Annotated in this window: 11 protein-coding genes; 5 read left to right on the plus strand and 6 right to left on the minus strand. The window is 70.4% G+C overall.

Features of this window, described 5'->3' with window-relative positions; genetic code table 11:
• Positions 1 to 215: 215 nt before the first annotated feature.
• On the minus strand, positions 216 to 1,277 hold the full coding sequence (locus Cs7R123_RS27565) for an FAD-dependent monooxygenase (protein WP_212830608.1): 1,062 nt from the start codon (positions 1,275 to 1,277) through the stop codon (positions 216 to 218).
• A gap of 55 nt (positions 1,278 to 1,332) precedes the next feature.
• Here Cs7R123_RS27565 and Cs7R123_RS27570 point away from each other — a divergent pair, with 55 nt between their 5' ends.
• Positions 1,333 to 1,932, plus strand: a complete 600-nt coding sequence (locus Cs7R123_RS27570) for a TetR/AcrR family transcriptional regulator (RefSeq protein ID WP_212830610.1) — start codon at positions 1,333 to 1,335, stop codon at positions 1,930 to 1,932.
• A 138-nt stretch (positions 1,933 to 2,070) separates the two neighbouring features.
• Here the strand turns inward: Cs7R123_RS27570 and Cs7R123_RS27575 are convergent, their stop codons facing one another.
• Positions 2,071 to 2,739, minus strand: a complete 669-nt coding sequence (locus Cs7R123_RS27575; protein ID WP_212830611.1) for a hypothetical protein — start codon at positions 2,737 to 2,739, stop codon at positions 2,071 to 2,073.
• Between the two features lie 328 nt (positions 2,740 to 3,067).
• Between Cs7R123_RS27575 and Cs7R123_RS27580 the strand changes: the two genes are divergently transcribed.
• Positions 3,068 to 3,673 carry an ATP-binding protein gene (locus tag Cs7R123_RS27580; protein WP_244872185.1) on the plus strand — a complete coding sequence of 202 codons (606 nt, stop codon included), beginning with the start codon at positions 3,068 to 3,070 and terminating at the stop codon, positions 3,671 to 3,673.
• Positions 3,674 to 3,879: 206 nt separating this feature from the next.
• Here the strand turns inward: Cs7R123_RS27580 and Cs7R123_RS27585 are convergent, their stop codons facing one another.
• The 3 genes from Cs7R123_RS27585 to Cs7R123_RS27595 form a co-directional block, all read right to left on the minus strand.
• Positions 3,880 to 5,172, minus strand: a complete 1,293-nt coding sequence (locus Cs7R123_RS27585) for a S1 family peptidase (protein ID WP_212830614.1) — start codon at positions 5,170 to 5,172, stop codon at positions 3,880 to 3,882.
• 231 nt (positions 5,173 to 5,403) lie between these two features.
• A complete protein-coding gene (locus Cs7R123_RS27590; RefSeq protein ID WP_212830615.1) occupies positions 5,404 to 7,317 on the minus strand; it encodes a fibronectin type III domain-containing protein in 1,914 nt (637 codons plus the stop codon).
• Positions 7,318 to 7,479: 162 nt separating this feature from the next.
• Positions 7,480 to 8,004, minus strand: a complete 525-nt coding sequence (locus tag Cs7R123_RS27595; protein ID WP_212830616.1) for a DUF664 domain-containing protein — start codon at positions 8,002 to 8,004, stop codon at positions 7,480 to 7,482.
• Positions 8,005 to 8,181: 177 nt separating this feature from the next.
• Between Cs7R123_RS27595 and Cs7R123_RS27600 the strand changes: the two genes are divergently transcribed.
• Both Cs7R123_RS27600 and Cs7R123_RS27605 read left to right on the plus strand, forming a co-directional pair.
• Positions 8,182 to 10,326, plus strand: coding sequence for a DUF11 domain-containing protein (locus Cs7R123_RS27600; RefSeq protein WP_212830617.1), 2,145 nt, complete (start codon positions 8,182 to 8,184; stop codon positions 10,324 to 10,326).
• Between the two features lie 176 nt (positions 10,327 to 10,502).
• Complete coding sequence (locus Cs7R123_RS27605) at positions 10,503 to 11,906, plus strand: thrombospondin type 3 repeat-containing protein (RefSeq protein WP_212830618.1); 1,404 nt, start codon at positions 10,503 to 10,505, stop codon at positions 11,904 to 11,906.
• Positions 11,907 to 11,977: 71 nt separating this feature from the next.
• Here the strand turns inward: Cs7R123_RS27605 and Cs7R123_RS27610 are convergent, their stop codons facing one another.
• A complete protein-coding gene (locus Cs7R123_RS27610) occupies positions 11,978 to 12,385 on the minus strand; it encodes a hypothetical protein (protein WP_244872186.1) in 408 nt (135 codons plus the stop codon).
• A 231-nt stretch (positions 12,386 to 12,616) separates the two neighbouring features.
• On the opposite strand from Cs7R123_RS27610, the gene Cs7R123_RS40390 reads away from it, so the two are divergent.
• Positions 12,617 to 13,969 carry a hypothetical protein gene (locus tag Cs7R123_RS40390; protein ID WP_244872187.1) on the plus strand — a complete coding sequence of 451 codons (1,353 nt, stop codon included), beginning with the start codon at positions 12,617 to 12,619 and terminating at the stop codon, positions 13,967 to 13,969.
• Positions 13,970 to 14,062: the final 93 nt, after the last annotated feature.

The raw sequence follows: 14,062 nt of genomic DNA on the forward strand, positions 1-14,062 counted from the left end.
CGACCGCGATACCGATCAGCAGTGGCTTACGGCGCCACCACGGCGCCCCCGATCCCCCGACGGGGCGGTCCTCGGATCCCAGGATGTCACTGTCATATGGCTGCTCAGCTGGCACGACTGTCCACTGTAGTCGTCAACCGACGTTCCCGATGTCCCTCTCGGAGCGTAGGAACAAAGCGGGAAACATCGGGAACGCCGCATCGCAGACTTCGACCTCAGGCTGGCGGTCCGAACGTCAGGGCCAGGCGCATGGTGAGGTCGCGGGCCGAGTGCCAGCGTCTGACCTGGGCCAGGCGGTTGACGATGAGCGAGGCCGCGGCCATGCGCCGGGTGGGCCTGCGGCGCTCGCGGTCGTACGCCCGCAGCCCGGCCTCCACTCCCCCACCCGCCAGGCACCTGGCCAGGGCTGCCCCGTCGATGATCGCCTGGCAGGCGCCCTGCCCCAGGTCGGGAGTCATCGCGTGCGCGGCGTCCCCGAGCAGCGCGACGTTGCCCCGCACGTAGGTCGGCAGGGCGGGCGCGAGGTGGTAGAGGTCGTGCCGGATGACGTCGGAGGTGGCGTACCGGTCGAGCACGGCGGGGATCGGGTCGTGCCAGTGCCCGAAACGGTGGCGCAGTTCGTCGGCGTCGGGCCGGGTCAGGCGGTGATTCTCGGGCACGGTCAGCACCGCGTACCAGTTGGTCTGTCCGGGGCCCTGCGGGGTGACGCCGAAGCGGGCCCCGGTGCCCCACGTCTCGCCGCCGCTGTCGATGTCGATGTCGGCGGTGCCGCGCCACGCGGTGGCACCGGTGTACCGCAGGCCGTACCGCTGCCCGAACAGCGTGGTGCGGACGCGGCTGCCGATGCCGTCGGCGCCGATCACGACGTCGTGCCCGGCCCGCAGCGCGGTGACGTCGTCGACCGGGACACCGAAGTGGACGGTTCCGGCAGGCAGGGCCCCATGCAGTACGCGCAGCAGCGCGGGACGCGGCACCAGGTGCACGGGTTCGCCGTGGCGGGCGCGGATCCGGTCCATGTCGAGCGCGACGATCGGCCGCCCGTCGGGGCGCCGGATCGCGCCGTTGCCCTGCGGCAGGCCGGCGGCCCGGACGGCGGCGCCGATGCCGAGGCTGTCGAGCGCGTGCAGGGCGGAGGGCCAGATGCCCAGGCCGGTGCCGGTGGTGGGCAGGGTCTGGCCGCGTTCGTACACGGTGACCTGCCAGCCCGCCGCCAGGAGTCCGATGGCGGCGGTGAGGCCGCCGATGCCGCCGCCCACTACGGCCGCTGTTCTCGTCATGCCGCGACCGTACTACACCTGTAGTCGCCCTGACTACAGGTGTAGTGTGACTCTCATGTCCGATCGCAGGCAGCAGATCCTCGACGCCGCCATCGCGGTGCTCGGCACGCGCGGGCTGCGAGCACTCACCCACCGCGCCGTCGATGCGCAGGCCGGGCTGCCCGAGGGATCGACCTCCAACGGGTATCGCACCCGTGACGCCCTGGTCGGCGCGGTGCTGGACCGCCTCGTCGAGATCGAGACGCAGGTATGGCAGCGCCTGGTCGCCGAGCGCACCGGGCCACCGGCCTCCCCCGACGAGCTGGCCCAACTCGTCGGCGCGATGGTCCTCCAGCTCACCGGCCCCGCCCGGCACCTGACCCTGGCCCGGCACGCGGCCTTCCACGAGGCCGCGTTCCAGCCGGAACTCCAGGACAGGATCCGCACCGCCCGGGACCGCCTGGCCGCGTGGGGTACGCCGTGGATCGCCGCCCTCAGCTCACCCGACCCGCGCACCGACTACCTGAGCATGCTCGCCCTGGTGGACGGCCTGGTCGCGATCCAGCTCGCCTGCCCCGACGCCGACTTCGACCCCGTACCGGCGATCCGCACCATGCTGGCCGGTCTGTCTGCGGGGTCATCCCAGAATGCGGCTTCGAGGAAACCGCGCCGGTGACCACCTGAACCGAGCACGTCGCGGGAGGGTCGAGGACGGCCGCCAGGCTACGCCTCCGAGGTTCGGTCATGTGGCTGGGACATCTCGCCACAACCACATGATCCGAACCCCGGACGGCTCCTCGGCCAGAAAGACCTGTCAGCTCTTCTTCAGGTGGTAGCGGGTCGTGAGGTTCCTCGGGTCGCAGGTGTAGTCGCGGCTGGTGCTGTCGTAGGTGTACCCGGCGGGCACACTGCAGGCCCAGATTCCGGCGGCCGGGGTGGCGAGGTGGTAGCGCGGCTGCGACGTGGCCTGCGGCTCGCAGACGGAGTCGCGGGCCATGGCGTCGTAGGTGAACCCGGCGTCGGTGTTGCACGCGTAGATTCCCGCCGCGGAGACCACGAGGTGGTAGCGGGGCTGCGACGTGGCCCGCGGGTCGCAGACGGAGTCGCGCGCCACGGCGTCGTAGTTGAAGCCGCTGGCGGGGTTGCAGACATAGATGCCCGCAACCGGCGTCACGAGGTGGTAGCGGGGCTGCGAGGTGGCCTGCGGGTCGCAGACGGAGTCGCGGGCCACGGCGTCGTAGCTGAAGCTCCCGACGGGGCTACAGGCGTAGATGCCCGCCACCGGCGTCACGATGTGGTAGTTCGCCGACAGGTAGGGCGGGTTGCAGGTGTAGTCCCGGCTGACCCGGTCGTAGGTGTAGCCGGCCGGGACGTAGCAGCCCCACGTGTTGTTGAGGTCGGCGTGGGCGGGGGCGGGCAGACCCACCACCGCGAGGGCGGCGACCGCGAGGAATGCCAGGATTCTGCGTCTGATCGGGTGCACTGCGTGTCTCCCGTATATCGACAACATTGACTCCTCTGCCGAGGGGATCGTATGCCGCGCACGGGAGGTGGCGCCCACCCCTGTCCTTGATCCGCCAGGCGTGAACCCGGCCGACGCCGCTGAAAGATCGCCGGTTGCGGTCTAGAAGTCGACCTGGAGGTCGGAAGGTGACCGCAACCAGCGATCTTGCCCAGCGCGGCCGCGCAGGCCGAGGCGCCGTGCTCGCGGCGTTCGGCATCGTGCGAGGTCGGGGCCCCGATCGGCCGACTGGCCCACGTTACGGTCGGCCGCGAATGCCCGTCGGCGAATGCCAGGCACCATGGACCGCGTGAATGAGACGGTGACAGATACACAGGCAGGTCAGGCACCCACCCTGTTCCTGATGGTAGGCCTTCCCGCGTCCGGGAAGACCGTGCGAGCACGGAAACTGGCCGCGGAGCGCGGAGCCCTGCGGCTCACCGCTGACGACTGGGCGCTCTCCCTCCTCGGCCAGGAAGACCGTCACCAAGCCCGGCCCGACGGCAAGCGGTGGCTGCTGGAGGGCCGACTCATCGCACTGGCCGTCGATGCGCTGCGGCTGCGGCTCAGCGTCGTTCTCGACTTCGGACTCTGGTCGCGCGATGAGCGCTCCGCCCTGCGTTGGATGGCCGCTTCGGTGGGGGCATCGTGTGAGATCGTGTACCTGGCGGTGGAACGCGAGGTGCAGTGGAACCGGATTCAGCACCGCTGGAAACACACGCCAGAGCAGACGTTCCCCATGGCCGAGGCGGAGCTCGACCCGTGGCGAGAGCAGTTCGAGGTCCCCGACGCAGACGAGCTCTCCGGTTCGTTTCTGCCCTCCCCGCCGCCCAGGGATGAGAGCTGGTTCGACTGGGCTCAGCGATTCTGGCCCTCCCTCGCGCAGAGCCTGAACGGGCGGCTCACCGAGAGATGACGGTCCGGCGTGATGCGTTCCGTGGCCGAACCCCTCGATGCGTCGGCTGATCGTCGACGACATCTTGTAGATCGCTGGTTGCGGTCGAGAAGTCGGCCTGAGGACCTGAAAGCGACCGCAAACAGCGATCTTGCTGAAGCACCCGCCGCGCCGGGCCGCGCGGCGCTCGCCGGGCCCGTCGCGGCGGGCCCGGCGAGCGGACCCGGTCAGTGCAGGATGTTGACGTTCAGTTCGCGTTCGGCGGTGCGGATGCCCTGGTACACGATCTCGCAGTCGTCCTCGTCGCCGCCGACCAGGATGCCGTAGCCGACGTGGCTGGCGTACATGGGTGCGCCGCTGTCACCGGGTTTGCCGCAGTTCTCGGTGAGGCCGAGGTTGCGCATGGTCAGCCCGCCCAGGTTCGCGGTCAGCCCGAGTTCCTCGACGTGGCTGCAGTTGCTGACCCGGGTGGCGGCGCCCGTGGTGCAGATACGCATCCCGACGACGCTCATCTTGTCGGAGGCGATGTGGTACGTCGTGTTCTCCGTGGTCCACGGGCTGAGGGTGACCAGCACCCACGGCTGCGGGTTCCAGCCGGTGGCCGACGAGTCGTTGATCCGGATGATCGCCATGTCCCCGATGTACGTGTCGAAGATCCAGTGGTGCACCGGTCCGATGTCGGTCGCGGTGAGCGCGGTGTCCTTGCTGCTCCAGGTGCCGAGGTGCTGGTAGGCGCAGTGCCCGGCCGTGACGACGTACTTGACGCTGTCGACCTTGCTCTGGGCGATGAAGCCGGCGGTGCACCACGTCGACGGGTGGTTGATCTTCACGCCGCCACGCAGGGGCTTGTCGCAGTACGGCACGTCGCACGCGAACGTCTTGAACGCCCCCGACGAGGTGCCCATGACCAGGCCGTCGCCGAGCCGCGCCTGCGCGGTGGTGATCAGGTCCTTCTGCGCGGCGGTGAGGGTGCCGCGCACCGGCACGTGCAGCATCAGCGCGTTGAGGTCGGTGCGGATGCCCGCGCTCAGCGGCGCCTCCACCCCGGCGTTGGTGCGGATGATCTGCTCGGCCAGCCAGTCGTTGTCGGCCGAGAGCCTGGCCGCCGACCGCTTGACCGCGACGACGTCGTACCCGTCGGTGAGGCCGACCGCGGCGGCGGCCGCCTTCACCACGCCGCGGACCTGGTCGTCGACGGAGCCGGTGACCCCGGCCTTGACCCGGTCGCCGTCGCGTACGTCGATCCACACGTTGCCGTAGCGCTCGCCCAGCTCGCGTTGCAGCCGCTCGTCCAGGTCCGGCGCGACGAGCTGCCACGACATGCGCCTGCGGGCCTCGGCCTCGCTGATGCCGCGCTCCTTGGCGAACCCGGCCGCCTCCTCGGCGAACGGGTCCTCCCCGGTGGTGGCCGCGGTCGCGGCCGCGGGCTGGCGGGCGGCCGTCGCGGCGCCGGGCGGCAGCACGGCAATGGCCAGGACCAGCGCACCGGCGCCGACCGCCAGCCGCTTCCATCGAGCCATCGTGATCTCCTCGTATCGGTGGGCGAAGTGCCCTCACGATGCGCGGATCCGGCGGCGGCACGCCACGCCACGTCGGCCTTGCGACTGTCGGGGATGGGCCTGCCGCTGCCCGAGCACCAGGCCCGGGGCGAGTTGGGGCGAGGTGGGACGGGGCGGGCCTGGGCCGGGCGGGACGGCGAGGGGCCGCCACCGGCGTCCGGTGGCGGCCCCTCGGGTGTTGCGCGGCTGAGGTCAGCCGGTGAAGCCCGCCGTGATGGCGGTGAAGGCCCAGTCGGACTGGGCGATGCCCGAGCACGACTCCTGCAGGCCGCCGCCCGCGCAGCCACGGTCGCGGTTGACCGACCAGAAGGCCAGGCGCGCGATGTGGTTGGTGTTGGCCCAGTTGCGGATGCTGGTCCAGTGGGCGGTGGTGGTGATCTCCGACTGGTCGGAGTAGCCGTTCATGCCGGAGATGCCGACGTGGGCGTACGCCTGGGCGTCGGTCCAGCCGAAGGCGGTCTTCAGCGCGTTCTTCAGGCCGGTCGCGGCGCTGATGGTGCTGGCGGACATGTCCGCGCCACCGCCGAAGTCGAACGGCATGATCGTGAACACGTCGATGTTGGCGCCGGTGGCGGCCGCCTGGGTGATCAGGCGGGTGCCGTAGTACGTCGGGCCGGTGGTCGCGGTGCCGAAGGTGAGGATCGTCTTGATGCCGGGGTTGTTCTGCTTGACGATCTTCAGGGCGCCGAGGATCCGGTCCTGCACGGCCTCGTTCTCGAACTCGTCCGTGTTCTCGATGTCGACGTCGATGTACTTGAGGTTGTAGGCGTTGATGACCTGCTGGTAGGCACCGGCCAGGGCCGAGGCCGAGGAGCAGTTCGGGCCGAGCTTGTTGCCCTGCCAGCCGCCGAAGGAGATCTCGACGTCACCGCCGTTGGCGCGGATGGTGTTGATGGTGGACTGGTCCACGCCGCCGGTCAGCGGACGGGTGCTGTCCCACATCGGCACGCAGCCGCCGCCGGAGAGCATGAACGCCATCGTGAACTGCTTGACGCCGGTCGCGCTCATGACGGTGGCGATGTTGGGCGGGCTGCCCCAGCCGTTGTAGTAGTACGGCGCGGCCATGGCGGTGCCGGTCGGGCAGCCGGTGGTGGTGCCGCCGGCCGAGGCCGACTTCGCCGACTCGCCCGTGCCGTTGTAGGCGGCCACGGTGTAGGTGTGGCTGCCACAGGCGGCCAGGCCGCTGATCGTCGCCGAGGTGCCGGTGACGGTCGCCTTGACCGTGGTGCCCTCGTACACGCGGTAGCCGGTCACGGTGCCGGTGGAGGCGTTCCAGGCCACCGAGATGCTGGACGCGGTCGAGCCGGTGACGTGGAAGTTGCCGGGCACGCTCGGCACACCGCTGGTGCAGCCGGTGGTGGTCGCCGAGGCGGCGCCGGACTTCGCCGACTCACCCGAGCCGTTGTACGCCGCCACGGTGTAGCTGTGGCTGGTGCACGTGCCCAGGCTGCTGATCGTGGCCGAGGTGCCGGTCACGGTCGCGACGACGGTGCTGCCCTCGTACACCCGGTAGCCCGTGACCGTGCCGCTCGCGGCGGCCCAGGACAGGGCGATCGAGGTGTTGGTGATCGTGCCGACCGCCGGGGTGCCGGGGACGCCGGGCACGCCCGTGCCGCCGGGGCCGTCGACCGAGACGTCGTCGACGTTGTACACCGGCTGGCCGTACCAGCCGTTGACGTACACCTCGAGCGAGGTCTGCGAGGCGCCGGTGGTGTAGCTGGTCGACAGCTGCACCCAGTTGGACGCCGCGTTCGGGTTCCAGGTCGAGGTGCCGCCGGTGATGCCCAGGTAGACGTAGCCGCCACCGCCGCGGACCCACGCGGTCGCGGTGTAGGTGGTGCTGGGCTGCACCGACACGGTCTGCTTGCACTGGGCGTAGTCGGACGCGCTGGGCGCGCCCTGCAACGCCTTGGTGCCGGCGTGGACCGGGGTGGACACGACGGAGCCGAGGCCCGCGCTACAGGTCCACGGCGACAGGGAGCCGGACTCGAAGCCCGGGTTGCTGAGCAGGTTCGCCGCCGAGGCGGGGCTGGCGGTCATGACGACCGCGGCGGCGACGGTCACCGCGGCGGAAGCCACTGCGGCGAGCTTGTGCCGGAAACGCATGTCGACCTTCCTTTGGGGGGAATGAAACATCGACTAACGGGACAGAAGCGTTTCCGTGAACATACAAGAAAGACAGTTAACAGTAAAGAAGCTTGCCAATACTGAAGGCAGGCGATCGCCAAGGTTGGCGGTCTTCCGCCACACCGGACATTCGGGTCCGCGTCAGGCGGGGCGTTCGGCGTCGGCGGAGCCGGTCTGCGCGAGCTCGGCGACGATGTCGAGGTGGCCCGCGTGGCGGGCGTACTCCTGCACCAGGTGCAGCATGATCCGCTCCAGCGTCGCGGGCTCGGCGCCGTCCCAGCGCGGGCCCGGCTGCCCCACCTCGGCCAGGTCGGCGGCGAGCACGACCTCGCGGGTGTGCTCGCCCTGGGCGCGCAGCGCGGCGACGAGGTCCTCCAGCGACTCGTCCGGGTCGACGTGCCAGCGCTCGTCGCGCCAGTCGCCCCACGGCTCGTCGAACGTACGCCCCTGGAAGCCCCACTCGATCCAGCGCAACTCGACGAAGCGCAGGTGCTTGAGCATCTCGACCGGGGTCCAGCCGGAGGCCAGGCGGCTGCGCCGCTGCTCCTCGGGTGCCAGGTGGGTCACCTTGCCGATCACGATGGCGCGGAAGTCGTCGAGGTAGGCGGCGAGCACCTCGTTGCGGGAGGCGATCGGGTCGGTGGGGCTGAGCGGCGAATTCGTCACCCGCCGAGTATCGCCGACCGCCCATACCCCGATTCCCGCGCCAGCAGCTACTAAAAGTAGCTCTGCGATTACCTAACGTGACTCCAGGCCGTTGGAGATGAGGGTGATTGGACCCAGATCAACCAGCTAGGAGGCACGTTGTCACCCAGACGCCTACTCGCCGCGCAGGGAGCGCTCATGCTCGCCGGCGTCCTCGCGGCGGGCACCACACCGGAACCGGCCCGCGCCGCACCAGCCACCACTGCGGCCCTGCCGCTCGTCGACCTGTTCGTCACCAAGGCCGACGCCCCCGACCCGGTCCTCGCCGGACGGGTGCTGACCTACACCATCGAGGTCGGCAACAACGGGCCGGGCATCGCCCCGACCGCGACCCTCGTCGACCAGCTGCCGACCGGCTTCACACCCGTGAGCGTCCCGACCGGCTGCACCTTCGACCCCATGCTGTTCACGGTCACCTGCAACCTCACCAACCTGCTGCCACTGCAGACCGTCCCGATCGCACTCCAGCTCGCGATCCCGTCGAGCCGGCCGCCCGGCATCCTCAGCAACACCGCCACCGTGACCACGGCGACCGCCACCGACCTGATCCCCGGCAACAACGCGGTCACGCAGACCACCACCGTGGAACGCGCCGCCGACCTGTCGGTGACCAAGGTGTGCAAGCCCGACCGGCCCGCACCGGCCGGAACGGGCGGCTACTGCACCATCTACGTCGACAACCTCGGCCCGTCCGACGCCGACGGGGTGCTGCTGCGCGACAACCTCACCTCGGCCACGCCGTTCAGCCTGACCGGCCTGGTGAGCCAGCCTGAGGCGGGCTGCATGCCCAGCACCAGGGGACCGGCGACCGAGATCAGCATCCCGTGCAGCTTCGGCACCATCCCCGCAGGACGGCGCGCCACCCTGCGCGTCTCCGTCGACGCGCCCGACGTCACCCAGATCAACGACGTCGCCCGGGTCAGCGCCACCACCGCCGACCCCGACCAGAGCAACAACGAGGCCACCGGCCGCGTCGAGTTCGTCGGATCGGCCGACCTGACGCTCGACAAGACCGGACCGGAGACCGCACTGGCCTCCACCGAGCTGACGTACGAGATCACGGTGAAGAACAACGGGCCGTCCACGGCCCAGAACGTCACCGTACGCGACACCCTGCCCGGCGGCGTCAGCTTCGTCTCGGTCAGCTCCACCAAGGGCACCTGCACCAACGGCCAGCCGCCCGGCCGCGACCTGGTCTGCGGCCTGGGCAACCTCGCCAACGGCGACAGCGTCACCATCACCGTGGTCGGCAAGCTCGCCGACGACGCCGTCGCCGGGACGATCCTGTTCAACGAGGCCGTGGTCTCCAGCGACACCGCCGACCCGGACAACGACGACGTGCGCAAGAGCGTCAAGACCACCGTCACCGCCGACGCGAACCTGTCGGTGACCAAGGACGACGACCCCGACCCGGTGCTCGCCGGCGAGGAGCTCGTCTACACCGTCACCGCCAGCAACGCCGGACCGTCGACCGCGCAGGCGGTCACACTCCAGGACACGCTGCCCGACGGCACCACGTTCGTGTCGGGCGTCAACGGCGGCAACCAGCCGGTCTGCGCCTTCCAGCAGCCCGACCAGGTCGTGTGCCAGCTCGGCGACCTCGCCTCCGGCGCCTCCGAGACCGTACGCATCACGGTCGCGGTGGACTCGTCGGTCGAGGACGGCACCACGCTGCGCAACGAGGTGACGGTGTCGTCGTCGACGCCCGACTCCGACCCGAACAACAACACCGCCACCGCCGAGACCACCGTCGAGACCTCGGCGGACCTGTGGATCGACGCGGTCGGGCTCACCCCGGGCACGGAGGCCGCCCAGGTCAAGCCGGACAAGGACAAGGACAAGGACCAGCTCGTACTGCTGGTGACGGTGCACAACGACAAGGGGTGCCGGACCGAGGAGTCGGCCAAGCCGTCCGGCACCTGCGGTGAGGGCGGCCCGTCCGACGCGCAGAACGTGACCGTCGTGGACCGGCTGCCGCTCAGCCCGGACCAGCTGGAGGTGCAGTACGTCTCGCGCGACTGCGAGTACGACGAGCAGCGGCACGTCGTGACCTGCCATGTCGACACGGTCCCGGCGGGAGCCACGGCGCAGTTCGTCATCAAGGCGAAGCTCGTCGACAAGGACGACGATGACGACGCCCGGACCGAGGGCAAGAAGGACAAGGACAAGGAGAGGCTCGTGAACGTCGCGACCGTCTCCAGCTCCACGCCCGACCCGGACCCGAGCAACAACACCGCCGTCACGGTCATCGTCCTGAAGGACAAGGACAAGGACAAGGCCTGACCGGTACGGGACAGCAGCGGCGCCGCGGTGATCGTGGCGCCGCTGTTCTCGTACACCGTGCGGTCAAGCTCCGATCCCGGGCGGCGGCTGGGGAAATCCCTGGGGCGGCCGTCCCGCGGTGTCGCTGAGGCGGCAGAGCAGGGCGTCGGCCCGTCGGCGGTGCCAGCATTCGCCGCATGAGAAACCCCTCCGTTGATCGTGGCGGCGCGTTGGCGCCCGCCCGCAGAGTGCTGGCCGTCGTGGCCGCGCTGACGCTGGTCGGCGTGGCCGCGCCCGCCGCCGCCGGCGAGGACCCGCCCCGCCGTCCGAAGCATGAGCTGGTGGCCTGCGACCCGACCGCCTGCTACGCGGCCTGGTACGTGGTCGACTCCGACGGCGACGGCTACTGCGACGCCGACGAGCTGGCCGCTGGCACCGACCCCGACGACAAGGCCAGCCACCCGCTGCTGCTGAAGCTCGTCGACCTGGCCATCGACCGCACGCTGCCGTCGTTCGAGGCGGGCGCGGGCGCCTTCTTCCTGCTGCCCGTCGAGCTGGTCCGGCAGCGGCAGGAGTATGCGCACGACTGGCTGGGCGCGTTCCCGATCGCCGGCCGCGCCGACGCCGTGGGCAAGTTCGGCGTCACCGGCGACCTGATGAAGAAGTTCGGTCTCGACCCGACGAAGGACCCGTTCAGCCTCGGCATCGACCTGCCCGGCACCAACGGCGGCACCAGCAGCGGCGGCCTGAAGCTGGCCGGGGTCAAGCCGGGCCGCGTCCAGACCTCGCTGCTCGGCATCGACGGCAGCGCCACCTACGGGGCCGATCGCGGCGGGGTCGTGGACAGCACCAAGGACTGGGGCGGCCTCGGCAGCGGCGACATCACCACGTACGGCGACGGCTCGGAGACGCACACCACGAGCAACAAGGAGGGCGGAACCAACGTCGAGTACACCAACCCCGGCGGCTCGGCGGGGCCGACCGTGACGACCACCCTCGACAGCCACTGGGAGGGCGACGTCCGGGTCGACGAGGAGCACGAGACCACGAAAGACCCTGACGGCAACATCATCAAGGACTCCACGACCGTCACGCTCAACTTCAAGGACGGGCACACCGAGAGCCAGACCGACACGATCAGGTACAACCGCAATGCGAAGAACGAGGTCATCGACACGTCGGTGAGCCACACCGAGACGACTTCCACCGCTGACGGCAAGACCACCAGCAGCACGGTCACCTACCGCTGCGACGCCAACGCCGAGAACTGCACCCAGACCGGCACCGGCACGGCCACCGGCGGCATGTTCGACCCCGACTACGGCCCGCCGGTCGTCACCGAAGAGGTGGTCAAGGGCACGCTTCGGCTACGCGGCGCGGCGATCACCGTGGTCGAGGGCTGGGAGCGGCCGGGTTCGGAGGAGCCGGACCTGCCCAACCTGGGAGCGCTGATCCTCGTCGACCCGAACGCAGACGACCTGTTCGTGCTGGTCGAACCGACCAACGCGGCGCGGGCGCACCCGGAGTCGCGCCCCGACCTGCCCAACCCGATGACCGGCGAGCCGGCGCCGACCGGCGGCTGCTCGGGCGGCCTCTGCTGAACTGACACCGTGAGCTGTGGTGGCCCGGCCTTCCGCCGGGCCACCACGGGTGGTGGCCCGCCAGTGGTGGCTCAGCCGAGGTTCAGGACGTCGAGAAGTCGCGAGAAGGCCGGTACGACGATCCGCCATGAGCACTGCCGCGGATCGGTCCAGAAGTCGCTGGCGACCACCCGGGGATCGTCGGAACCGGTACGGTAGTCCAGGGCCATCGCGACGTCGTCTCCGGGCCGGCGGTTGACGGCGATGAGGACCGCCTGCTCGACGTCGAGCCAGGGCAGCTTCACCGGACCGACGGCGGTGCTGCCACGGGCCTGCCTGAAGAGGTACGCAGAACGCGGGTCCGCGGTGAGCCGGAGGAGCCCCGCGTTCTCCCGCCGCATCCAGTCGATGCCGGTGAGGAAGTCCAGCGGGTCTTCGAACCACGGCATGAGCTCGCGCATGACGTCATCGCCGGGGTTCCGCCAGCGGCCGTCGTCCATGAGACCGATCAGCGACCCGGGCAGCGGCAGACCGTTGACGCTCGATCCCTCATCCACATCGGCTCCCCGCCGTCCGCGCTGCCGAGATCGCGGCGGACGGTGTGCGCCGACGGGACGGACACCCGGCCACGACCTCCTCAGTCCACATGGCGCCGAACGTTAGCAGCCGTGGACCCGCCGACCGCACCGCTCGGAACATCGGCGTTGGTCGGTGGCGGCTACGGTGGCGTCATGCACCTCCGCCACCCGCAACTGTCCGGTCTGGGGCGAAACCTGTCGGCTCCGGAGGACGTACTGGTGCGCCTGGCTCGGCACCCGGCGGGCCGGCACGGCATGTCGATGCGGCAAGGGCAGCTTCCGGACATCGCGGTCGAGGCGCTGCTGGCACACAGCGACCCCGGGGACACGGTCCACCTGCACGGACGTCGGATCTCCGCAGTGATGCAGCGCAGAATCGCCGCGCATCCCGATCCGGCGATCCGTGACGCCTTCCCGGCGTTCGTCCGCACCATGGTGGAGCGGCGGGTGAGGGTGAACATCGAGGACCTCGAGCAGGTGTACGGCCAGCCCCGTGCCGACCTGCTCGCCCATCCTGATCCGAGACTACGCGCGGCAGTGGCCGAGGCCTGGCGGGACCGGCCGCTCGAAGCGCTGACACGCATGCTCGCCGATACCGAACCGGCCGTGCGCGAGGCGGCCACCAGGCACCGGCAGCCCGGCCTACCGGCGGAGGTCATAGCCGCCTGCCTGGCAGATCCCGCGACGTGCGCCAACGTGGCCCGCTATGCCGAGCTCACTTCGGAGCAGGTTCTCCAGCTGATCCGTGACGGGGACGACGACCTGGTCGAGGCTGTGGCCGGCAATCCTCAGCTGCCCGCAGCGGCGATCGAGGCGATGGCGGACGTGCCGCACCTGGTGGTGCGGCTGGCTGTCGCGTGGAGCAGGCACGTCGACGCCGATACCCGCGACCGGCTGTTCTCCCAGGCGGAGGCCGCCGCTGCCGCAGGCGACAGCGACGCCAGGATCGCGCTGGCCTGGAATGTCACCGAACCCTGGTGGCTGCTGGACGAACCGCTGGAGCGGAGGTTGTCGTTCCTCGACGCACCGCGAGCGGAGTTTCGCCGCGTACTGGCCGACTGCCGCGATCTGCCGGAACACGCATGGCAGCGACTCGACAACGACCCGGACCTGAGAGTGCGGCGTGCCGCCGCGCGGCGGCCGGACACTCCCGCGGAGGTGCTGGAGCGGCTGGTCCGTGGGCACGGCGAGGCGCGGCGCATCCGGCCGACGCACGTGGAGCATCCCAACTTTCCGCGCGAGCAGCTGCGCACCTTCGTCGAAGATCCGAATCCGGCGGCCCGCCGTGCCGCGTTGCAGGACCCGACGCTGCCGGTGGATGCGTTGGAGAGGTTGGCAGCCGAACCGGGAATGCGGCAGGCGGTAGCCGCCCACCCCATGCTGGACGAGGCGCTGTTCAGCCGCCTTCTGGCAGACACCGACCCAGCGGTGGTGGAAACGGCGGCCGCCAACTCGATACTGCCGCCGGACCTGATGTACCGCATCCTGGCGGAACTCGACCTTTGACAGCACCTCGCGGTGGGCACAGCATCCGGGCCGCACCGCTCAGGATCGATCAACTGAGGGCCTCCTGGAAAGCATCACGCCAGCAGCAGGTAA

It is taken from the genome of Catellatospora sp. TT07R-123 (genome assembly GCF_018327705.1).
Taxonomy (GTDB): domain Bacteria; phylum Actinomycetota; class Actinomycetes; order Mycobacteriales; family Micromonosporaceae; genus Catellatospora.

Bases quoted from the DNA above. Each gene is read 5' to 3' on its own strand.
- Cs7R123_RS40390 (WP_244872187.1), top strand. From the start codon at position 12,617: ATGCACCTCCGCCACCCGCAACTGTCCGGTCTGGGGCGAAACCTGTCG.
- Cs7R123_RS27605 (WP_212830618.1), top strand. From the start codon at position 10,503: ATGAGAAACCCCTCCGTTGATCGTGGCGGCGCGTTGGCGCCCGCCCGC.
- Cs7R123_RS27600 (WP_212830617.1), top strand. From the start codon at position 8,182: ATGCTCGCCGGCGTCCTCGCGGCGGGCACCACACCGGAACCGGCCCGC.
- Cs7R123_RS27590 (WP_212830615.1), bottom strand. From the start codon at position 7,317: ATGCGTTTCCGGCACAAGCTCGCCGCAGTGGCTTCCGCCGCGGTGACC.
- Cs7R123_RS27610 (WP_244872186.1), bottom strand. From the start codon at position 12,385: ATGGACGACGGCCGCTGGCGGAACCCCGGCGATGACGTCATGCGCGAG.
- Cs7R123_RS27565 (WP_212830608.1), bottom strand. From the start codon at position 1,277: ATGACGAGAACAGCGGCCGTAGTGGGCGGCGGCATCGGCGGCCTCACC.
- Cs7R123_RS27570 (WP_212830610.1), top strand. From the start codon at position 1,333: ATGTCCGATCGCAGGCAGCAGATCCTCGACGCCGCCATCGCGGTGCTC.
- Cs7R123_RS27585 (WP_212830614.1), bottom strand. From the start codon at position 5,172: ATGGCTCGATGGAAGCGGCTGGCGGTCGGCGCCGGTGCGCTGGTCCTG.